Origin of the sequence: Denitrobaculum tricleocarpae (assembly GCF_007004665.1) — a bacterium.
Classification (GTDB): Bacteria; Pseudomonadota; Alphaproteobacteria; order Kiloniellales; family Kiloniellaceae; genus Denitrobaculum; species Denitrobaculum tricleocarpae.
In genome coordinates this window covers 215,277-235,979 of sequence record NZ_ML660053.1, presented here as the reverse complement: position 1 = coordinate 235,979, position 20,703 = coordinate 215,277, and the positions used below count along the sequence as shown (strand labels likewise).

Annotated in this window: 17 protein-coding genes; 6 read left to right on the top strand and 11 right to left on the bottom strand. The window is 58.9% G+C overall.

Annotated elements, in window-relative coordinates; all coding sequences use genetic code 11:
- Positions 1-430: 430 nt before the first annotated feature.
- The 3 genes from FKG95_RS05935 (at position 431) to FKG95_RS05925 (ending at position 4,536) form a co-directional block, all read left to right on the top strand.
- On the top strand, positions 431-1,009 hold the full coding sequence (locus tag FKG95_RS05935) for a DUF3833 family protein (protein ID WP_218940083.1): 579 nt from the start codon (positions 431-433) through the stop codon (positions 1,007-1,009).
- A gap of 237 nt (positions 1,010-1,246) precedes the next feature.
- A complete protein-coding gene (locus tag FKG95_RS05930; RefSeq protein WP_142895411.1) occupies positions 1,247-2,140 on the top strand; it encodes a haloalkane dehalogenase in 894 nt (297 codons plus the stop codon).
- A 32-nt stretch (positions 2,141-2,172) separates the two neighbouring features.
- Entirely contained in the window at positions 2,173-4,536 is a 2,364-nt protein-coding gene (locus FKG95_RS05925; RefSeq protein ID WP_142895410.1) for an ATP-binding protein, read from the top strand.
- On the opposite strand, the gene FKG95_RS05920 is transcribed toward FKG95_RS05925, so the two are convergent.
- Entirely contained in the window at positions 4,524-5,249 is a 726-nt protein-coding gene (locus FKG95_RS05920; protein WP_142895409.1) for a response regulator, read from the bottom strand. The genes FKG95_RS05925 and FKG95_RS05920 overlap by 13 nt on opposite strands.
- Before the next feature lie 250 nt (positions 5,250-5,499).
- Here FKG95_RS05920 and torC point away from each other — a divergent pair, with 250 nt between their 5' ends.
- From torC to torA, 3 genes are all read left to right on the top strand, one after another.
- On the top strand, positions 5,500-6,669 hold the full coding sequence (torC, locus tag FKG95_RS05915) for a pentaheme c-type cytochrome TorC (protein ID WP_218940082.1): 1,170 nt from the start codon (positions 5,500-5,502) through the stop codon (positions 6,667-6,669).
- Between the two features lie 2 nt (positions 6,670-6,671).
- On the top strand, positions 6,672-7,331 hold the full coding sequence (torD, locus tag FKG95_RS05910; protein WP_142895408.1) for a molecular chaperone TorD: 660 nt from the start codon (positions 6,672-6,674) through the stop codon (positions 7,329-7,331).
- Positions 7,332-7,542: 211 nt separating this feature from the next.
- Complete coding sequence (torA, locus tag FKG95_RS05905; protein ID WP_142895407.1) at positions 7,543-10,014, top strand: trimethylamine-N-oxide reductase TorA; 2,472 nt, start codon at positions 7,543-7,545, stop codon at positions 10,012-10,014.
- 104 nt (positions 10,015-10,118) lie between these two features.
- Here the strand turns inward: torA and glnT are convergent, their stop codons facing one another.
- From glnT to FKG95_RS05855, 10 genes are all read right to left on the bottom strand, one after another.
- On the bottom strand, positions 10,119-11,426 hold the full coding sequence (gene glnT / locus FKG95_RS05900) for a type III glutamate--ammonia ligase (RefSeq protein WP_142895406.1): 1,308 nt from the start codon (positions 11,424-11,426) through the stop codon (positions 10,119-10,121).
- Positions 11,427-11,561: 135 nt separating this feature from the next.
- Entirely contained in the window at positions 11,562-12,878 is a 1,317-nt protein-coding gene (locus FKG95_RS05895) for an FMN-binding glutamate synthase family protein (protein WP_142895405.1), read from the bottom strand.
- A gap of 12 nt (positions 12,879-12,890) precedes the next feature.
- Positions 12,891-13,607, bottom strand: coding sequence for a GltB/FmdC/FwdC-like GXGXG domain-containing protein (locus FKG95_RS05890; RefSeq protein WP_218940081.1), 717 nt, complete (start codon positions 13,605-13,607; stop codon positions 12,891-12,893).
- Positions 13,607-14,512 (bottom strand): class II glutamine amidotransferase, encoded by a 906-nt coding sequence (locus FKG95_RS05885; RefSeq protein WP_142895404.1) that lies wholly within the window; start codon positions 14,510-14,512, stop codon positions 13,607-13,609. Before FKG95_RS05885 ends, FKG95_RS05890 begins: the two co-directional genes overlap by 1 nt.
- 79 nt (positions 14,513-14,591) lie before the next feature.
- Complete coding sequence (locus FKG95_RS05880; RefSeq protein WP_142895403.1) at positions 14,592-15,509, bottom strand: bifunctional 5,10-methylenetetrahydrofolate dehydrogenase/5,10-methenyltetrahydrofolate cyclohydrolase; 918 nt, start codon at positions 15,507-15,509, stop codon at positions 14,592-14,594.
- A 122-nt stretch (positions 15,510-15,631) separates the two neighbouring features.
- Complete coding sequence (locus FKG95_RS05875) at positions 15,632-16,366, bottom strand: helix-turn-helix domain-containing protein (RefSeq protein ID WP_142895402.1); 735 nt, start codon at positions 16,364-16,366, stop codon at positions 15,632-15,634.
- A gap of 236 nt (positions 16,367-16,602) precedes the next feature.
- Positions 16,603-17,463 carry a carbon-nitrogen hydrolase family protein gene (locus tag FKG95_RS05870; RefSeq protein WP_142895401.1) on the bottom strand — a complete coding sequence of 287 codons (861 nt, stop codon included), beginning with the start codon at positions 17,461-17,463 and terminating at the stop codon, positions 16,603-16,605.
- 76 nt (positions 17,464-17,539) lie between these two features.
- On the bottom strand, positions 17,540-19,135 hold the full coding sequence (locus FKG95_RS05865; protein ID WP_142895400.1) for a tripartite tricarboxylate transporter permease: 1,596 nt from the start codon (positions 19,133-19,135) through the stop codon (positions 17,540-17,542).
- A 10-nt stretch (positions 19,136-19,145) separates the two neighbouring features.
- Positions 19,146-19,760, bottom strand: coding sequence for a hypothetical protein (locus FKG95_RS05860; protein ID WP_142895399.1), 615 nt, complete (start codon positions 19,758-19,760; stop codon positions 19,146-19,148).
- Between the two features lie 2 nt (positions 19,761-19,762).
- Entirely contained in the window at positions 19,763-20,701 is a 939-nt protein-coding gene (locus tag FKG95_RS05855) for a tripartite tricarboxylate transporter substrate binding protein (RefSeq protein WP_142895398.1), read from the bottom strand.
- Positions 20,702-20,703: the final 2 nt, after the last annotated feature.

Here is a 20,703-nt window from a genome sequence, read left to right as displayed (position 1 = left end):
GCACGGCCGCCTTCTTTCGAGACACTAAAAACTCCAGTCTTGATGTTCTGAACCCATGGGCACACTGCTCGGCCCGTTGTGGCCCAGCTGGTTACTGCCCAGCCCGTCATGAGTCGGAAGATCCCTCGTACCACAAACCGGGCGAGATAGCAGCCTCAGGAAGTCGTCGACTCCATCATTGCGATACTGCGCTTCGGGAAATGCCCTCAAGGCCGCCTGAATCCATCTGCCGGGATCAAGAGCAGCACCATACAGAACCGGAACCGCCGGCAATGTCTCTGGTGTTGGCTCCGTTCGATCTGCGTTCGATTACTGATCGGTAACTGGCGTATGCGTGATTCGCCGCTGCGCCCCTTCTCACAAAAATCGAAGGGCAGTGATCCAATCACGGACAAGCGACGTAGCCACCAATGGCAGGGGGTTTATCAAAATGAATGTAACGCCAGACAATCTTCGCACCGCATTACTGGCCGCACGGCTTGGAACAGACGCCGCCCAGGCGGCTCATCAGGATCGCTCGACGGGGGAAAGCAGGCAAATGGACATGGAAGTCCGATCACTAACAAAGCCGCAATTGCGCCTAGAAGAGTATTTCCCCGGCCGCACAAGGGCCTATGGAATTTTTCAGGACCGTTTCGGTAAACTTCGCCGGCGCTTCCTTGTCGAGATCGCCGGAACCCTGAACGGGAGCCTGCTGACGCTGGTGGAAAACTTCTGCTACGACGACGGCGAGAGAGAGCAGCGAACCTGGTCCATTAAATGCCTGGACCACGGACTTTACGAGGGCCATACGGATGGCGTCCTCGGCACCGCACAGGGTGCGGGTCAGGAAAATGTCCTGAACTGGTCTTACAGTTTCGCACTGCCCATCGGTGAGCGACGCTGGAAAGTGCGCTTCAATGACTGGTTTTTTCTGCACGAGGACGACGTCCTTTTCAATCGCGCGGAAATCTCGAAATTCGGGATCCGGCTTGGCGAAGCCACAATGGTCTTCCACAAGCTGGATTGAGTCGGCCGGCCAACCGCAGGGTTGAATTCCGAACTTAGCTCAGACCATACGCCGCAATGTCAGGCACAGGATGCCGGGCACCCATGAGCGTCGGAAATTGACCGACATCATTTCGTTTACATTCAGATCACAGTATTTCACATGGCATTCAAGAATGGCTGCAAAGGCGTTTACACCGACAGTCTATCAATCTGAGGTCGGTAAAGTGCCAACAGAGATCATACCTTGGAGAACGTCATGAGGAAGACATTGGAACCCCACGATCACGCCACTCGCGCCGTTAAGGGTGTCAAAATGGCCTACACCGAGGCAGGTGAAGGCGCGCCGATCTGGCTGCTGCACGGCAATCCAACGTCTTCTTATATCTGGCGCAACATCATTCCGCACATCGAAGACTTGGGTCATTGTATCGCGCCGGATCTGGTCGGCATGGGACATTCGGAGAAACTGCCGGAGTCCGGCCCGGACCGCTACAGCTACAAAGAACACCGCGAATATCTTTTCGGCCTTTTCGATGCTTTAGGCGAGGTCGATGACGTCATTCTGGTCCTCCATGACTGGGGCGCAGTATTTGGTTTCGAATGGGCCCGGACGCACCCTGGCGCGGTTCGCGGGATAGCCTTTATGGAGCCTCTGGTTATGCCCTTGACGTGGGAGCTTTTCCCCGCCGCCGCTTCGGACGCCTTCAAAGCGCTGCGCTCGCCGGCCGGAGAACAGATGTGCCTCACGGAAAATTTTTTCGTCGAACAGGTCATCCCCATGGCGGTCATGCGCGACCTCGAACCCGAAGAGATGGACGCCTATCGTGCGCCCTACCCGGATCCCGGCGAGGGGCGCCGGCCGACACTCACGTTTCCGCGGGAAATCCCCATTGACGGAGACCCCTCCGAACTGGCCGCAATACTGGAGGCGAATTGTGAGTGGCTCGCGTCGAGTGATATCCCGAAACTCTTCATCCGCGCCGATCCGGGCATGATGGTGACGGGCAAGGTGGCGGAGCGCTGCCGCAGCTTCCCCAATCAGAGAGAAGTTGTTGTGAAAGGCGCGCATTACGTCCAGGAAGACTCGCCAGACGAAATCGGCACAGCACTGGCGGACTGGATACGGGAAGAGGTCGAACCTGATCGCTGACCGCAGGCGATCTATCACTCTGCGAGGACGCTTTGGAAACCCTCAAGACACTCATTCGAACTCACGAGGACTGGTTGGTCGACCGCGTGCTGGGATACGCGCATAAGGATGGCTATACGAAGTATAGCTCTACTTTGAGGGAACCCTGGCGTGAATCGATCTGCGTTTTTTCCAAACCGCTTTTCGAACTGCTGGATCAAGCTGGAACCAGCAAGGATTTGCCGGGCTCCATTGGCGAAAATGACGAGCCGATGACCGCCTTTGCGATCGAAGAGGCGCGGCTGCACCGACAGAGAGGCGTCCCGCTGAGTCTGTTTATCGGACTGACGAAATCCTACCGCAAGGCCTACATCGACCTGATCATCGATCAAAACTACCCGAAGGAGACCGAAGAAAAATACTGGCTCTTCATCGAACGCTTCTTTGACTACATCGAAGTCGCGTTCTGCACCCGCTGGACCGAACTGCCTGAAGATGCCGCACTTCAGGAACTGGAAGCAAAGAACCGGGCGCTGACCAATGAAAAGAACAAGTACCTGACGATTTTTGAAAGCCTCAACGATCCGGTGGTCCTGCTGAACGACAATGGCAAGGTGGAAAACCTGAACAACGCGGCAGCGGTCCTGTTCGGCGGCGCCGGCATCCCCGGCGAAGGTTATTACGCGAGAGAAAACTACTCTCTGCTCGACCGCCAGATCGGTGCCCTTATCGGCCAGCCGGAACAACACTACCGGATCGAACGCCGCATGGAGACAATCCACGGGCCGCGCACCTTCGACATAAAGGCGCGGCGCATGCTCGATGTAAGCAAAAAGTTCATCGGCACCGTTCTGATTCTTTCCGACGTCACCGAGTATCAAACCGCGAAGCGCCAGGCCGATGCCGCCAATGCCGCCAAGTCGGCATTTCTGGCCACCATGAGTCATGAAATCCGAACACCGATATCAGGTATTCTCGGGATCAGCCACCTGCTTCGGGACGAGAAACTTACGAGTGATCAGAAGAACTATATCGAAGCTCTCGCGGCATCCGGCCAGGTGCTGATCGATCTCGTCGATGATGTGTTGGACTACTCGAAAATCGAGGCGGACGCCATCGAACTCAACACGGTCGACTTTGATCTGCGAGATACCGTCACGCAGGTCGCCGGGCTCATGACACTCCCGGCGGAGCGGAAAGGACTCCAGCTTACCTGCAGCATCGACACAGCATTGCCCAGTCAGATTATCGGAGATCAGGCGAAGATCAGGCGTGTCCTGCTCAACCTGACAAGCAATGCAGTCAAGTTTACCTCCAGCGGGTCGGTCACCCTCGCGGTCGAAGCGCTTGATGGAGACTTGCTTTTCACTGTGACCGACACCGGCCCGGGTGTTCCCGAAGATATGGGTCAGACGATTTTTCAACCCTTTGTCCAAAACGCGGGACAAATCGGTGGAAGCGGTCTTGGACTTGCCATAAGCAGAAAACTGATCGACATCGTCGGCGGCGATATCGGTTTTGAGAGCCAAGAGGGAAAAGGCAGCAAATTCTGGTTCAAGGTTCCGCTCATCATCGCACCGGATCAATCCCCGCGGCTCGTCGAAAACACCACCACACCATCTATCAGGCCACTGCGCATTCTTCTCGTAGAGGACAACCCGGTAAATCTGATGTTCACGCGCGCCTTCCTTGAACGCGATGGACACAGTCTGCAGCTGGCAACATCCGGGGAAGAAGCGCTCGACATCTTCCACTGCGAACAGATCGACCTGGTTCTCATGGATATCCGAATGGACGGCATGGGCGGGATCGAGGCGATCAGCCTGATGAAGGCCAACGAAGACGCCGATAAGGCCAATACGCCGATCCTGGTCCTCACGGCAGACCTTGCACGGACGGAGGAGGCAATCTGTATTGAAAGCGGTGCCGACGCCGTGCTGGGCAAACCCTTCACGCCGTCGATGCTCCAGCAGGCAATCGCGCAGTGTATTTCCAGCAATTCGAGGATCACCTGCGCCGCAGATCGAACCAGGGCGCTCCAGAATGCCGTCTTCGACGAAACACTGGTGCGCCAGCACAAGGCGATGCTTGGTGCCGATGATACGAGAAAAATCATCGAGACATTCGAGGCCTTCGCTCTTTCGACGATTGCCGCCATACAGACAGCGGTAGAGCTGCACGACAATGCCCGCGTTTCTCATCTCGCACACTCGCTGAAGAGCAGTGCGGGAAGCATCGGGCTTATGCGTTTGAAGAACGCGGCGGAATCGCTGCAAAAACTGGCGGAACGCGCCGATCAGGAGAAACTGCCGGCCGGCCTCGCCGGATTACTCTCGGCGCGCGACCGCGCATTCGCTGCATTGCGAGGCTCGGATCTTGTCCGCTCGCTCTCGAGCGCGCCCCCTCAAGAGGTCTGATTGTTCCGGTCGAGATGACTGCCCGTGAAGACATAGCCAATGCCATGAACGGTGATCAATCGCTTCGGGTGCTTGGGATCGCTTTCAATCTTCCGCCGCAGGCGACCGACCAGAACATCGATCGTCCTGTCATAGGGTTCCCAATCACGATTGCTGACATGATCGAGAAGGTTGTCACGAGTCAAAACCCGCCCCGCATTTGAGATCAAGGTGGACAGCAGCTCGTATTCACCGCGTGTGAGAGGAACATCTTCACCCGACGGCGAGGTTAACCGCCGGCTGGCCGTGCTGAAACTCCAGCCGTCGAAGAAATAGGTTGTCTCGCTGCTGCGCACCTGACGTGCCGCCCGGGTGAGTTTGATCAGGTTTTTTGCCCGGGCAAGCAATTCCCTCGGATTGAAAGGCTTTGTGACGTAATCGTTGGCGCCAAGCTCCAGCCCCACGATGCGATCCACGTCTTCGGTCTTACCTGTCACCAGGATGACGGCAGGATCACATGATTGCGGCAGCCGGCGCAGAAGCGACAATCCGTCCTCTCCGGGGAGCATAATGTCCAGTAGGATCAGATCGACCACTGCGGAGTCCATCGCCCGCCAAAGGCCGGCTCCATCTTCCGCTTCGCTGACGCGATAGCCCACTTTTCGGAAATAGCTGGCAACCGTTTGCCGTGTGACCGGTTCGTCCTCAACAATAACGACATGGGGCGTATTCATCGGCCATCTTTCGTCTTTGAATTGAGTTTAACGGAATCAACTATGCAAATGCACATTCCGGCTTAAGAGGTTACGTACCGGCGGACTAAAAACTAACCTCTAAAACCATATCACAAAACTAATTGTTTAGTTTGTTCACATCACATTTACATTTTTTACACGCGGTTAAACAATCCCCGGAATCAAGTTTACAGCCGTTCGCTAGGCTTACCCCACGTCTCGGACCGATAGGACCACAAGGAGAAGGAACGTGGGCTTCATACGACGATTATGGGATTTATTCTGGAAACCAAGCGGCAAAATCGGCCTTGGTGTTCTCCTTGTTTTCGGAGGTTTTGGCGGAGTCATCTTCTGGGGCGGTTTCAACACCGCAATGGAAGCCACCAACACCATGGGGTTCTGCATTTCCTGCCATGAGATGGAGAGCACGGTTTACCAGGAATACAAGGAGACCATTCACTACAAAAACGCCTCCGGTGTGCAGGCAACCTGCTCTGACTGTCACGTCCCCAGAGCCTGGACCGCGAAGCTCGTCCGAAAAATTGAGGCCACGGGCGAACTCTATCATCACTTTGTCGGCACGATCGATACGAAGGAAAAATTCGAGGCGCATCGTGCAACCATGGCGAAGCGTGTCTGGGCGACCATGGAGGCCAATGACTCCCAGGAATGCAGGAACTGCCACACCTTCGAGGCGATGGATTTTCACGCCCAGCGCCCGGCATCAGCCGAGGCCATGCAGGGAGCCCAGGAAAAAGGCGAGACCTGCATTTCATGTCATAAAGGGATCGCCCATAAGATGCCCGATCTGTCGAGCGGCTATCTGGCCATGTTCGACGAACTGCGTGCCCTGTCGCAGGAGGAAGGCGCCCGCGCCGACAAGCTCTATACGATCGCGACCAAGGATATCTTCGCCGAAGCATCGACCGACGGCAAACCGACAGGCCGGTTGTTAGCCGCGACTGAGCTGGACGTCATTGAGCGCAAAGGCGACCTGCTCAAGGTTCGGCTCGACGGATGGCAGCAGGATGGCGTGGAGCGGGTGGTCTATGCCTTGAGGGGACAACGGATTTTCTCCGCGACTCTCTCGAAAGCGGCGATTGAGAGCGTTCAGCGTCATCAGACCGAAATTGACGAGAACACCGAATTGACCTGGCACCGTGTCAGTGTTGAGGCCTGGACGCCGAAAGCCGATCTGATTTCCGACGTAAACGTACTCTGGGAGTACGGCGCTGAGATGTACAACGCCAGTTGCTCGACCTGTCACACCCTCTCCAGCCCGGATCACCTCCTGGCCAACCAATGGATCGGGAACCTGAAGGCCATGAGCCGTTTTATCTCGCTCGATAAGGAGCAGTACCGGTTCCTGCAGAAATACCTGCAATTCCACGCCAGCGACACCGGCGGGAAAGGACATTGATCATGGAACAGTTAGTCGATACGCGCCCAAGTACGCTTACCGCTCCTGAAAGGGCCGCCGTTTATGATTGGCTCGCGGGCATCTTTGCCCGCGAGATGAGCCCCCAGGCCATCGAAACCTACCGCGGCAACGACGGCAGAACCTTTCTGAACCAAATGGCAAGCCATCCGCCGCTGGTGCCGCTGACCGATCACATTCACCGGATCACGGCAGGCAGAGAAAGCCCGGAGTCCCTCTCCATGGAACTCTCTGTCCGCTTTGCCTCGCTTTTCCTGGGGGCCGGAGGGAAACGAAGCGCTCCCCCCTACGAATCTGTGTATAGCAACGACTCAAATCTCCTCTATCAGAAGCAGACCGCACAGACACAGGCCGCCTTGAGCGCTTTCGGCCTCTCGGTCAGCGATCTCTTTCCCGAACCGCCCGACCACATCTCCGTTCAGCTTGCCTTCATGGCGCATCTCGCGCGCCGCGCCGGGCAGGCGGCATCCTCCCGTCACCTACAGGAGGAGTACGAGGTTCAAAGAGTCTTTCTGGCAACGCGGCTGCTGTCGTGGATCGAAAAGTTTCTGGATCACTGCGTCAACGCGGACCCCGACGGTTTCTACACGACTGCGGCGGTCAGCATGGTGACTTTCGTGAAAGACGATGCCGCGCACCTCTGACAGGAAAACCGAAGCATGGCCCGGACGCGCTGCCCCGGCAGCCGGCCGTTTACAAGCTGATTACACACATTCACAGACCGTTGAAATCCGTCCGACACGGCGTTTACAGCAGGCTGTTACACCAGATCCGGATACGGAATCACACTCACGCAGGTGCGGCGCGTCCGATCCGGGATTCAAGCATTACCCGCACAGATAATGGAGATTAAGCATGCCAAAAGGTAGTACGCGATTTGCGCAAAATGATGTATCCCGCCGGACGTTCCTGAGCAGCACGGCAGCCGCCGGCGTCCTCGCTACACTGGCACCATCGCTCCTGACCGCCAGTGCGGCCCGCGCCGCGGTCGCGGATGGGGAAGTCTTCAGTGCTTCACACTGGGGCGCTTTCACCGCAACCGTTCAGGACGGGCAATGGACCAAGATAACGCCGTGGGAAAAAGACCCACACCCCAGCCACCAGCTGGAAGGTGTGCTGGACTCGGTCTATTCCCCGACACGGATCAAGTATCCGATGGTCCGACGCGCCTATCTCGAGAATGGGCCGGGTTCGAGCAATGAAACCCGCGGTCAAGACGATTTCGTCCGCGTCTCCTGGGATGAGGCTCTCGAGCTTGTGGTCAAGGAACTCAAGCGCGTGGAGGAAACCTACGGCCCCACCGGCACCTATGCCGGCTCCTATGGCTGGAAAAGCCCGGGCAAGCTGCATAACTGCCAAAATCTGCTGCGGCGGATGATGAACATCAAAGGCAACTTCGTGAACAGTGCCGGCGATTACTCGACCGGAGCATCGCAGGTCATCATGCCCCATGTCATGGGAACGCTGGAAGTTTACGAGCAGCAAACCGTATGGCCTGTCATTGCGGAACATACGGAACTCTTTGTCATCTGGGGCGCGGACCCCATGGTTACGAACCAGATCGGCTGGATTATTCCCGATCATGGCGCCTATCCCGGAATGCAGGCCTTTAAGGACACAGGCAAGCCGGTTATCTGCATCGATCCTGTCCGCACGGAAAGCTGTGATTTCTTCGACGCCGAGTGGATCGCGCCCAAGCCGCAGACGGACGTCGCCATGATGCTCGGTATCGCGCATACGCTTTATGAAGAGAAGCTGCACGATGCCGACTTCCTCGACGAATACACCTTCGGCTTCGACAAATTCCTGCCCTACTTGACAGGAGAATCCGATGGGGTGCCGAAAACCGCGGAATGGGCAGCGGAGATTTGCAGCGTGCCGGCAGACAAGATCAAGGAGCTGGCCAGGCTCTTTGCTTCCAAACGCACGATGCTCTCGAGCGGTTGGTCGCTGCAGCGCCAGCACCACGGCGAACAACGCCACTGGATGCTGGTGACGCTGGCCTGCATGCTGGGTCAGATCGGCCTGCCCGGCGGCGGTTTCGGATTGAGCTATCACTACTCCAGCGGCGGATCGCCGGGTGCTTCGGGTCCGGTTCTATCCGGCATCACCGACGGCGGTAAGGCCGTCGACGGCGCGGCCTGGCTGACCGAGAGCGGCGCCGCGACCATTCCGCTCGCCCGCGTTGTCGATATGCTGGAAGGTCCGGGCAGCGACTTCAATTTCAATGGCAAGACCCAGAAATATCCTGATGTGAAGATGGTGTACTGGGTTGGCGGCAATCCCTTCGCGCACCATCAGGACCGCAACCGGATGGTCAAGGCCTGGCAAAAGCTGGAAACCGTCGTCGTTCACGATTTCCAGTGGACGGCAACCGCCCGCTTCGCCGATATCGTCTTGCCGGCCACGACTTCATACGAGCGCAACGACATCGAACAGTACGGCGACTACTCGCTCAAAGCGATCATCGGCATGAAAAAGATCGTCGATCCGCTGTTCGAGGCCCGCAGCGATTTCGATATCTTCACGGACATCAGCGCACGTCTGGGCAACGAAAGGGCATTCACTGAAGGCAAGACGGAACTGGATTGGATCAAGGGCTTCTATGAAGGGGCTGAAAAACAGGCCTCCGCCAAGAATACCGAGATGCCCGATTTCGATGCCTTCTGGGACAAGGGCTATGTCGAGTTCCCGGTCACCGAGGAAGGGCGCAATTACGTCCGCTACGCCGACTTCCGCGAGGACCCGCTGCTCGAGCCTCTCGGAACCCCGAGCGGGCTGATCGAGATCTATTCCAACAATATCGAGAAAATGGGCTATGACGATTGCCCGCCGCATCCGACCTGGATGGAACCGGTCGAACGTCTTGACGGACCCAATGCAAAGTTCCCGCTCCACGTCACGACAAGCCATCCAAGGGGACGCCTCCATTCGCAGCTAAACGGCACGGTTCTTCGGAAAACCTATACGGTTGCAGACCGCGAACCCTGCCTGATCAACACGGAAGATGCAGCCGCCCGGGGGATTGCCGACGGCGATATCGTGCGGATCTTTAACGACCGGGGGCAACTCCTGGCAGGCGCTACGGTCACCGACGCCATTCGTCCCGGTGTCATTCGCGTCTGTGAAGGCGGCTGGTACGATCCGGTCGAACCAGGCACCGACGGCAGCCTCGATGCTTACGGCGACGTCAATAATGTGACGGTCGATATCGGGACTTCGTCCCTGGCCCAGGCCAACTGCGGGCATACGGCCATTGCCGACGTCGAGAAATTCACCGGCGAGGTTCCGGCAGTCAAGGTCTTCAGCACACCTGCGAACGCATAATATGACGACTGTCCTGCCGGAACCATATCGTGGTCTCGGCAGGACATGCCGGCTCTCTCACGCGCAAATTCGCTGCGCTGGCCGGCAGGGGCCGTGAAGCGCGCTCAAACGTCGAGCGCGTTTTGCCGCTCCCATTCGGAAAAGTGGTGCATGTAGTCGTTCCACTCGGCGAACTTCAGTTTCGCATAGGCACCGCAGAACTCCTGACCCAGCATTTCGGACAGGACCTTGCTCTTCTCGAAGTAGCGGATGGCATCCAGCATGTTCAGCGGCAGGCGCGGGGCGTTCTTGATCTTGTAACCCTCTTCGTACATGTCGATGTCCAGCCGCTTGCCCGGATCGAATTTGTTGTCGATGCCGTGCAGTCCGGCCGCGACCAGCCCGGCCTGCAGCAAATAAGGGTTGGCGGCCCCGTCGGCCAAGCGCACCTCGATACGGTCTTCATCTGGAATGCGGATCATGTGGGAGCGGTTGTTCCCCCCGTAAGTGACGGTATTGGGCGCCCAGGTCGCGCCGGAGGTCGTGCGCGGCGCATTGATCCGCTTATAGCTGTTCACCACAGGATTGGTGATCAGGGTCATGGCTTCGGCGTTCTTCAGCAGACCGGCAATGAAGTTGTAAGCCAGCTTCGACAGACCCAGTTCCCCCTTTGAATCCTTCATCAGGTTCTTCTTGCCCGTCCGGTCCCAAACCGAGATGTGGGCGTGGCAGCCGTTGCCGGTCAGATGTGCCATGGGTTTGGGCATAAAGGTCGCCCGGAGCCCGTGTTTTTCGGCCAGCGTCTTGACCATGAACTTGAAGAAGCTGTGCCGGTCCGCGGTGGTCAGCGCATCGCTGTAGTGCCAGTTCATCTCGAACTGACCATTGGCGTCCTCGTGGTCGTTCTGATACGCGCCCCAGCCCAGCGCCAGCATATTGTTGCAGATCTCGGTGATCAGATCGTAGCGCCGCATCAGGGCCTGCTGATCGTAACAGGGCTTGGCCAGAGTGTCGTGTGGGTCCGCCAGGCTCTGGCCGTCCGGGGTCAGAAGGAAGTACTCGCACTCCACGCCTGATTTGATTGTGAACTTGCGATCCTTGGCTTTTGCGAGAACCTGCTTCAGGACGGTTCTGGGCCCGTGTTCGACGGCCTTGCCTCCGAGATAAACGTCGCTGGGCAACCAGGCCACTTCGGGCTTCCAGGGCAGCTGGATCATGTGATCCGCATCGGGCATGCCGAACATATCCGCGTCCGCGGGCGTCATGTCCAGATAGGCCGCGAAGCCGGCGAAACCGGCGCCCTCCTTCTGCATGTCCCCGATTGCCTGCGCCGGCACCAGCTTCGAACGCACGACCCCGAAAAGGTCGGTGAAGCTGATCAGAAAATATTTGATCCCCTTGGTCTTAGCCACTTTTGCCAGATCCTGTGCCACCTTGGCCTCACTTTCCTGTTCTTGTTATTGCCCCCAAAATCCCTGATTGGGTCCTTGTTTAACCGGACCCTGTCGTTTCCTGTTGCGTAAAGAGCCGCACCGCGCTCAGATTTTTTGCCCGCCCGAACCTTGTCTTTAACTCTGGCCCGGAATCCAACTGGTTCCGGCCAACGGCACTCCAGCCATGGCGGCCGCCTCTACACTGAGCGCCGCGAGATCTTCAGGCTCCATGTTGTGCACATGACTCTTGCCGTTTGCACGGGCGAGAGTCTGGGTTTCCAGTGTCAGGACGCGCAGATAGTTGGCCAGACGGCGCCCCGCTTTCACCGGATCAAGCCGCTTGGCCAGCTCAGGGTTCTGCGTCGTAATGCCCGCCGGATCGCTGCCGTCCTGATAGTCTTCCCAGAAGCCGGCGCGGGTCCCAAGCTTCTTGTAATCTTCCTCGAAGGCCGGATCGTTGTCGCCCAATGCAATCAGCGCCGCCGTACCGATCGAAACCGCGTCCGCACCCAGAGCCAGGGCCTTGGCGACATCGGCGCCCGAACGGATGCCGCCGCCGACGATCAGCTGCACCTTGCGGTGCATGTCGAGATCCTTCAGCGCCTGCACCGCCAGCGGAATGGCGGCAAGCGTCGGCAGGCCGACGTGTTCGATGAAGACATCCTGGGTCGCGGCTGTACCACCCTGCATGCCGTCCATCACGACCACATCGGCCCCCGCCTTCACCGCAAGCGCCGTATCGTAGTAAGGCCGCGCCGCACCGCACTTGATATAGATCGGCTTTTCCCACTTCGTGATTTCACGCAACTCAAGAATCTTGATGGCGAGATCGTCGGGACCGGTCCAGTCCGGGTGACGGCAGGCCGAGCGCTGATCGATGCCCTCCGGCAGCGTCCGCATCTCCGCCACACGCTCGGTGATTTTCTGCCCCAGCAGCATGCCGCCGCCGCCGGGCTTCGCGCCCTGCCCCACCACGATCTCGATGGCATCGGCCTTGCGAACGTCGTCCGGGTTCATGCCGTAGCGCGAGGGCAGATACTGATAAACGAGCTGAGTCGAATGGCCCCGCTCCTCCGGCGTCATGCCGCCGTCACCCGTGGTCGTTGAAGTGCCGACCTCGGAAGCGCCCCGTCCCAGAGCTTCCTTGGCATTGGCGGAAAGCGAGCCAAAAGACATGCCGGCGATGGTGATCGGTATCTTCAACTGGATCGGCTTACTGGCGTAGCGGGCGCCCAGCGTAACGCTGGTATCGCACTTCTCCCGATATCCCTCCAAAGGATAGCGGGACATGGAGGCGCCGAGAAAGACAAGATCGTCGAGCGTCGGAATTTGCCGCTTCGCCCCGAAGCCGCGGATCCGGTAGAGGCCGGTTTGGGCGGCGCGGCGAATCTCGGCGATAGTGTTGCGGTCGAAGGAATGGGATTCCCGCAGACTCCAGTTCATGTCGCTCATAATTCGAGATTCCTAGTAGGCGTCGACGTTGTCGGGCTTAAAGTTGTAGAGCGCGCGCGCCGATCCGAAGCGTTTGAATTCGGACACATCGACGTCGGAGCAACCGGCCTTGCCCAGAAGGTCGCGAAGCTTCTCGCGATGCTCTTCACGCAATTCTTTCTCGACGCAGTCGGCACCCAGGTTGTCGGCGCTGCCCCGGACATAGATCTGCGCTTCGTAGAGCGAGTCTCCCAGCGCATCGCCAGCATCGCCCAGCACTACCAGTGTACCGGCCTGCGCCATGAACATACTCATATGCCCGACGTTGCCCTTCACCACGATATCCCCGCCCTTGAGCGAGATCCCGCAGCGCGCGGCCGCATTGCCCTCGACCACCAATAAACCGCCATGGGCCGTCGCCCCGGCGGACTGGCTGACGTCGCCCGTCACGCGAACCTCGCCGGACATCATGTTTTCCGCCACCCCTTGTCCGGCATTCCCCTTGATCACCACGCGCGCCAGCTTGTTCATACCTGCGCAGTAATAGCCGGTGTGCCCCTCGACCTCGACCTCGATCTCGGAGTCCAGCCCGCAGGCCAGCGCATGCGCGCCACGGGGATTGATCACCTTGAAAAAGGCGCCTGCGGATTTGGCATCGCCCTGGAGCCGCGCATTCGCGTCGCGCAGTGGCATCAGTGAAAGGTCCAGCACCTCGATATTCTGCCCACCGGAATTTTGTCCACCTGGCATCAGGCCCGCCCTCCCCAGCTGTAGACCACCGCCGGTTCCGGCTCCCAGACTTTCGCCGTCTCGATACCGGGCAGATCGACCAGCGCCCGGTACTCGGAAGCAAAAGCGACGTAGTCGTCGGTCTCCGCCAGAACCGCGGGCTTGCAGGCGATGGGGTCGCGCAGGACCGCGAAGCCGTCGCGCGTGCCGACGACGAAGGTGTAGAAACCATCCAGGTCTTTAATGGAGTCTTCCAGGGCTTCATGCAGGCTGCGGCCCGCGTTCATCTTGTCCGACACATAGGCAGCGGCGACCTCGGTGTCGTTCTCGGTCTTGAATTCGATCCCCCGGTGGGTGGCGAGGTGCTCGCGCAGACGGTTGTGGTTCGACAGCGAGCCATTGTGCACGAGGCAGAGATCCAGACCGGTCGAAAAGGGATGAGACCCCGCCGTGGTGACCGCGCTTTCAGTCGCCATGCGGGTATGGCCGACAGCGTGGCTGCCCTTCATGTCTTTCAGGCCGAACTTCTCCGCCACCTCTTCCGGCAGGCCGGTTTCCTTATAGATTTCGATCGTGGTTCCGGCGCTCATCACCTGCAGAAGCGGATCGTAATCCTCAATAGCATCCTCCAGGGCTTCCGCTTCGCCGCCGGAGATCAAGACATGATGCGTGTCGTTCGCATGGTGCTCGATGGTCACACCCAGATCGGACGAAACCGCTTCGGCAAGTGCCGCCCAGTCGAAGCCCGGATCCGGATGGAACGCGGTGATCTTGACCTGCCCCTCGGACGCCGGGGCGTGATAAACCGCGACACCTGCGCTGTCCGGCCCGCGGTCGGTCATCTCGATCAGCATCGGCGTGAACATCGCACCGAGCCGGTCCTTGAGACTGCTCGTTTTCAGGTACAAACCGACGATACCGCACATAGCAGCGACCTTTCCGGGTTCCGCGGGTGAAAAATCCTTAAAAGAAAATTATTTTCACCAGAGGAAAACGTCAAGGAGATTAGCGGCTGGCCTGCGGTTTTTCCTCGGAAAATGCCATTTCATAGTGTTCCTGCTGCAGACGTGCCGCCGTGACGGCATTCCGCAGCAGGGTGGCGACGGTGACGGGCCCGACGCCGCCGGGCACGGGTGTGATCCAGCCGGCGACCTCGGCACAGCTGTCGAAATCCGCGTCGCCGACCACCTTCGGCCCGTCGGGCGTGTCGATCTGGTTGATGCCGATATCGATCACGGCGGCACCGGGTTTGATCATGTCGCCGGTCACCAGACCGGCCTTTCCGACCGCCACGAAAACCGCATCGGCCTGACGGGAGTGCACCGCGACATTCCGGGTCATGTGATGGCAGACATTGACCGTCGCGCCTTCAGCCATTAGCAGGAATGCAATCGGCTTTCCGACGATGGCCGAATGTCCGATGACCGTCACTTCCAGGCCCTCAAGCTGCAAGGGCGTTTGCTTGAGCATCTCGACCGCGGCAACCGCCGTACAGGGCCCCATGCGCAAATCGTTGTAGACGATATCGCCGATGTTCGAGGGGTGCATGCCCTCCAGATCCTTCAGAGGATGGACCGCGCGCTGGATGTCGCGGACCTGAATGTGATCCGGCATGGGGCGCTGAATGATGACACCGGTGATCCGTGGATCGACGTTCAACCCGTGAACAATTCCCAGCAGCTCCTCCGCGCCAATATCGGCAGGATAGGTTCTGGGCTCAAATGCCATACCGACCTTCTCCGCAGCCCGGCGCTGGTTGCGGACGTAGATATGCGCCGCGTCCTCGTCGCCGACACAGATCGAGACCAGCTTGGGCGCCCAGCCGCCGTCCTTCAGCTTTTCGACATCGGTGGCGATGGTCTCGCGCATCTGCGCGGCGATTCCGCGTCCATCCAGGAGTTTATGAGCAATGGCGTCAGACATGATGTTTTTCCAAAAGTGTCGGGTCGCGGAAACGCGTTAAGCCGGAGGCGATGCTTTCTCGACCGGCAGGTTATGCAGAGAGTCTTTGAAATTTGATAAAAGGACCGTCTTCGAAAAACGCCTCAGTTTTTATTGGCGTAGCTGATGATCGCCAGAAACCGCGCCGGCAGTTCGATAAGCTCTTCCGGGCCGTGCGGCGCATTGGGGTCGAAGAAGAGGCTGTCGCCGGGTTTGAGGTGATAGAGCTGATCGCCATGCCGGTATCCGACCTCCCCCTCCAGCATATGGATGAACTCGATGCCGACATGCTGAAAAAGCGGGAAGACATCTGCTTTTTCTGACAGTGTGATCAGATAGGGTTCAACGGTGATTTCACCGCGCACGCCATGGCCCAGCAGTTGATACTGATGCCCCGCCCTGCTGCCGCGCCGCTCGATTGTGAGGCCCTTTCCGGAGGGGACATAGCTCGCGGTTCTGTGCTCCTCGAATTGCCGGAACAAAGCCGTGACGGGTACGTTCAAAGCCACCGACAGGCTCTGCAAGGTGCTCAAGGAGGGCGAGGTCTGCCCGTTCTCGATCTTCGAGATCATGGCCAGGGAAACCCCCGACACGGCAGAAAGCTCGGACACCGTCAGATTATTCGACTTCCGGAATTCCCGAAGCTGGCGGCCCAGTGCCTGCTCGAGCGCCATGGCACGCTTTTCATCCGTGAGTTCGTGCGGGTCCTGCATCTCCACCTCATAACCGCCAGCCTGATCATCCCCGGGGCCTTCCGGCCGCCCCGAGTCCCCAGAGCAACACGCACCCCAGACTATCCCCTCCGCTTCCCTCAAATCCAGGCGGATGTAAAGAGGCATCTCGGCTTCTGCCCGACCGGACAAAAAAAACGCCGGCGAAATGCCGGCGCGTTGTCTAGAGCAGATCCGGTTTAGATGGAATCGCCTTGGGCGATCCGTCGTACCGGTGAATCTGCTCTACCTATAAGATGTAGAGCGGGTTCAAATGTTTTAGCGAAAACACAGAGTGTTTCCGTTAAAACATGACGCGCTCTAGGGATCCTGAACGCGTGGTGGCCAGAGGTTTACAGAATGCGCTATTCGGCCGCAGATTTCGGCTCTTCCCGTCCGGTACGGCGAAAAGTGATCGCTCGATCATGTTCCAGCGCAGGGATCTTGCCGCGCGCCCGGACCACTGCCTCGGGGTCGATTTCAGCCACGATGACACCCGGACCGTTACCGCCATCTGCCAGCACGTTCCCCCAGGGGTCGACAATCAGGGAGTGGCCGAAGCATTCGCTGCCACCTGAAAGTGTGCCGTACTGGCAGGGCGCAATCACGAAGCAGCCGTGCTCGATGGCGCGGGCCCGGTTCAGGACATGCCAATGTGCTTCGCCGGTCACCTTCGTAAAGGCCGCCGGCACCGCCAACATGGTTGCGCCGGCTTTCGCCAGCGTCCGATAGAGCGGCGCGAACCGCAGATCGTAACAGACGGTAAGCCCTAACCCGCCCCAGGGCGTTTGCGCGAGCACGGCTTCGGAACCGGGCGCCACAGTGGCGGATTCCCGATAGATCTCCCCTGCGCCAAGGTTCACGTCGAACATATGGATCTTGTCGTAACGCGCCACGATCGCGCCCGATGCATCCAGGAGATAGGAGCGATTGAAGATGCGGCCGTCATCGGACTTTACGCCGAGGGATCCAAGCAGAATCCAGACGCCAAGTTTCCGCGCCTCTTCGCTAAAAGCCGGAAGAACCGGATGATCCTGCTCGGGGAAAGCCGCCGGGTGCAGCAGGCCATCAATGCCTTCCAGGCCCGAAAAGTATTCAGGCAGGGCGATCAACGATGCGCCTTGAGCAGCCGCCTCCCGCATGAGTTCAAGCGTGGCAGCCGTATTATGCGCGACATCCGCGGTGGCGCAGTTCTGGACACAGGCCGCTTTGAAGGTTTTGGACATGACCTTAGTCTAGAAGATACCGGGCCCTTAAAGGAAGCCCCATTGAATCTGGCACGTCGTCCCGGAGCTTTAAGAGTTATGCTTCCTCGGGGATTTTCCGCCTTCTGTTCGCCAGAACGAGGATAAGGATCGACGCTGCGATGAAGACGACAGCAAGAGGCGATTTGAGCAGGAAGAGACCGTCGCCACCGGATGCGGAATAGCCGCCCCGGATATACTCCTCGAGCCTCGGCGACAACAAAAAGCCGATCACGAACGGCAGGATCGATACGTCGAGCCTTTTCAGCGCATAGCCGATCAGACCGAAGATCAACAGAACCCAGACCCCGATGAATCCACCGTCCTGGGCATAGACGGCGGTAAGTGTGATCAGCAGCACAACCGGCAGCATAACCGATTTGGGGACTTTCACGAGGACGCCGAGCGAGCGCAGGAACGCACCGCCGACCGTCCAGTTCATGATGTTGGCGAGCATCATCAAAGTGAACATCGCAAAGGCGATAACAAGATCGTCGTTGATGATCGTGCCGTAGTCCTCGATGAACTTGATTTCGGTAAATCTGAAAACGTGCGGGCCGAGTGTGAACTCACCGACCGACTCAACGGCCAGGATAATAAAGACGGCGGCAAAATTACCTGGAATGCCAAGACTCATGACCGGGATCAGGTTCGCACCGGAAACCGCGGAGTTTGCAGCCTCGGTTGCAGCCACGCCCTCGGGAAGTCCCGTGCCGAACTTTTCGGGCGTCTTGGAGAAGCGTCTCGCAACGTCGTATCCAAGCGTCGCGGCGAGCGTCGTGCCGATCCCGGGCAGCGCGCCGATCGCGGTTCCGATCAAGGCCGAAACGCCGATCCTTGGCAGCAGTTTGCGCCGCTCCGGCCAACCGAATGTGTTGTCCCCCAGCGCCGTATCGAGCGTGGACCGGACTTTCCGCACCTTTTTGCGGATCTCCTCTTCCAGTCCGATGAAAACCTCACCGATGATCAGGACGCCCAAAATCGCGGCCGTCAACGGCAATCCGTTGCCGAGCTCGACGATCCCGAAAGTCATGCGCGGACCGTTCCCGGAGAGCGTGGAGCCGACCAGCGCCAGCAACATGCCCAACACGCCGACGATGAAGCCCTTCATCGGCGACGATCCGGCCACGGCGGCCATGAAGGAGAGCGAGAGGATGATTAGCGCACCCTTTTCCGGAAGGTCGAGAATGCTCTCGATCAGGACCGCGAGAACCGGGGCCGCCACGAACAACACCAGGTCGCTGACCGTGTCGCCGCAGACCGAGCTGAAATGCGCGACCTTCAATGCCTTTGGCCCCTGGCCATTCTTGGTCATGGGGTGGCCGTCGAGCGTGGTCAAATAGGCGTCCGGCGTACCCGGCGTGTTGAAGAGAACCGCCGGCACCGCGCCCCCCACGGTCGCGCCCTTCATGATGCCGATCAGAAATCCCAGAATCGGCAACAGGGCTTCATCGTTAACGCCGAATATCCAGATCAGGATCGGGAGTGAGAGAGCCATGGCGAACGGCCCGTTGAGGCCCGGGGTTGCGCCGATCGCAATGCCGGTCATCAGGCCGCCGAACACCATGGCAATCGGCAGCCAGTCGAACGCGCCCTCCGCCGTGAAGAAGACTTCCATGACGCCGCGCAGGATGTATTCGAATACGATCTCCATAGCGAACGTCTCAGAAGTCCGCGTTCGGCGGCAAAAGCACGTTTCTCAATGCGACGTCGAACAGCAGTATTGCAACGACAAGCACTGCGATAACGATCATCACAGCCACGGGTCGAACCCGGCCTTCGGCCCAGACGATGAGCGCCAGCGTCATCACAGAACCGCCGGCGACGTAGCCGAGATACTTGTAAGGCACCGTGTCGGAGAAATTTCGATAGGTCCCATCCAAAAGCCCCGCGGCATTCAGAACAGCGACAGTGACAGGGCCAAGCCAGTACATGAGGCCGAGCCCGACCCCGACCACAGTCAGGAAGAGCGCCAGAAACTTAAGGTTCGATAGTGTGATACCGCCGGTCACACCGGCTTCGTCACCGGACCGCCGGTTACGCCAGGACAGGATCATCTGAATGAGACTGAGCCCGGCGAGGAGGGACGCGAGGATAATGGGAAAGAAAGCGTCTCCCGGCTCCTCCCGGCCGACCGAGTTGATGAAAAAGAATCCCGTCGGAATGTCGGCCGGAAACCAGAAGAACAATGCCCAGAGGGCAAAAACAAGCAGAGCGGCGCCGAACCCGATATCCCACGGGTTCAGCGCCTCCCGCTTTTCTTTACCCCCTAGCCGCATTGCTATTTGACCAGTTCGATCATCTCTTGATTGGCGACCAGGTTGGCCCTGAGCTGCTCTAAGAGCGCGTCACCGGACGTGAACAGCGGACCCGGTGGGTACTGCTTTGTGACGAACTTGGCGGTCTTTGAATCCTTGTTCTTCAGAACCGTATGCACCGCTTCGGTGATCGCTTTGGCGGCTTCAGGATCCATGTCTTTCGGTCCAACCAGCAGAAACTGGAATCCGAGTCCTGTCCCCATGACCCCGCGCTCGATCAGCGTGGGTGTGTCGGGTGCCTGCACCAGCCGGGACGGTTCAGCAGCGGCCAGGATCACAAGCTCGCCCGCCGCGACCAGCGGACGTTGGACGCCGCCACCCCAACCGACGTTGGCGTCCTGAGCCACCAGAGCGTTGACAGCCGACTTGCCGCCTTTGCCGCGAAGGTGATTGACGTTGATGCCGTAGTGCCGGGCAACCAGCTCTGCGCCGGCCTGCACCTGATCACCCCAGTTGGCCCAGACGATATTCGTGCCGGATTTCGCCGCCGCGACCATGTCGTCGAGGTTTTTCCAGCCGCTGTCTGCACGCGCCAGGATCGCCATTTGCGAACCTGCTGTCATAGTCAGAAACGTGAAGTCATCGATGTTGATGTTTTTGCCGGCCGGAAAATCGAACGTCGAGTTGATCGCGAGCCCGATGGTCTGTCCGTCTTTCGGCGCATCTTTCAGCTGTGCCGCCATGACACGGCCGCCGCTTCCGGCCTTGTTTTCCGGAATGATCCGCCAGCCTTTGAGCGCCTCCAGTTCTTCGGCGAGCGCTCGTGCTTGCGTATCCGTGCCGCCGCCGGCCCCGAAGCCAATCCAGAAATTGATCGGTCCTTTCGGCGCCCATTCAGCGAGGGCGGGAGACGCCGTCAATGCGATGACGGCGGCGCACGCCAGTGTGGTTAGTCTTTTCATCA

Coding starts and splice junctions, on each gene's coding strand:
- FKG95_RS05885 (WP_142895404.1), bottom strand. CDS start 14,512: ATGTGCGGTATCGTCGGTTTGTACCTGAAAACGAGCAGTCTCAAGGAC.
- FKG95_RS05875 (WP_142895402.1), bottom strand. CDS start 16,366: ATGCCTCTTTACATCCGCCTGGATTTGAGGGAAGCGGAGGGGATAGTC.
- FKG95_RS05860 (WP_142895399.1), bottom strand. CDS start 19,760: ATGCGGCTAGGGGGTAAAGAAAAGCGGGAGGCGCTGAACCCGTGGGAT.
- FKG95_RS05930 (WP_142895411.1), top strand. CDS start 1,247: ATGAGGAAGACATTGGAACCCCACGATCACGCCACTCGCGCCGTTAAG.
- FKG95_RS05880 (WP_142895403.1), bottom strand. CDS start 15,509: ATGTCTGACGCCATTGCTCATAAACTCCTGGATGGACGCGGAATCGCC.
- FKG95_RS05865 (WP_142895400.1), bottom strand. CDS start 19,135: ATGGAGATCGTATTCGAATACATCCTGCGCGGCGTCATGGAAGTCTTC.
- FKG95_RS05920 (WP_142895409.1), bottom strand. CDS start 5,249: ATGAATACGCCCCATGTCGTTATTGTTGAGGACGAACCGGTCACACGG.
- FKG95_RS05870 (WP_142895401.1), bottom strand. CDS start 17,463: ATGTCCAAAACCTTCAAAGCGGCCTGTGTCCAGAACTGCGCCACCGCG.
- FKG95_RS05890 (WP_218940081.1), bottom strand. CDS start 13,607: ATGCCAGGTGGACAAAATTCCGGTGGGCAGAATATCGAGGTGCTGGAC.
- torD (WP_142895408.1), top strand. CDS start 6,672: ATGGAACAGTTAGTCGATACGCGCCCAAGTACGCTTACCGCTCCTGAA.
- FKG95_RS05935 (WP_218940083.1), top strand. CDS start 431: ATGAATGTAACGCCAGACAATCTTCGCACCGCATTACTGGCCGCACGG.
- FKG95_RS05855 (WP_142895398.1), bottom strand. CDS start 20,701: ATGAAAAGACTAACCACACTGGCGTGCGCCGCCGTCATCGCATTGACG.
- torA (WP_142895407.1), top strand. CDS start 7,543: ATGCCAAAAGGTAGTACGCGATTTGCGCAAAATGATGTATCCCGCCGG.
- FKG95_RS05895 (WP_142895405.1), bottom strand. CDS start 12,878: ATGAGCGACATGAACTGGAGTCTGCGGGAATCCCATTCCTTCGACCGC.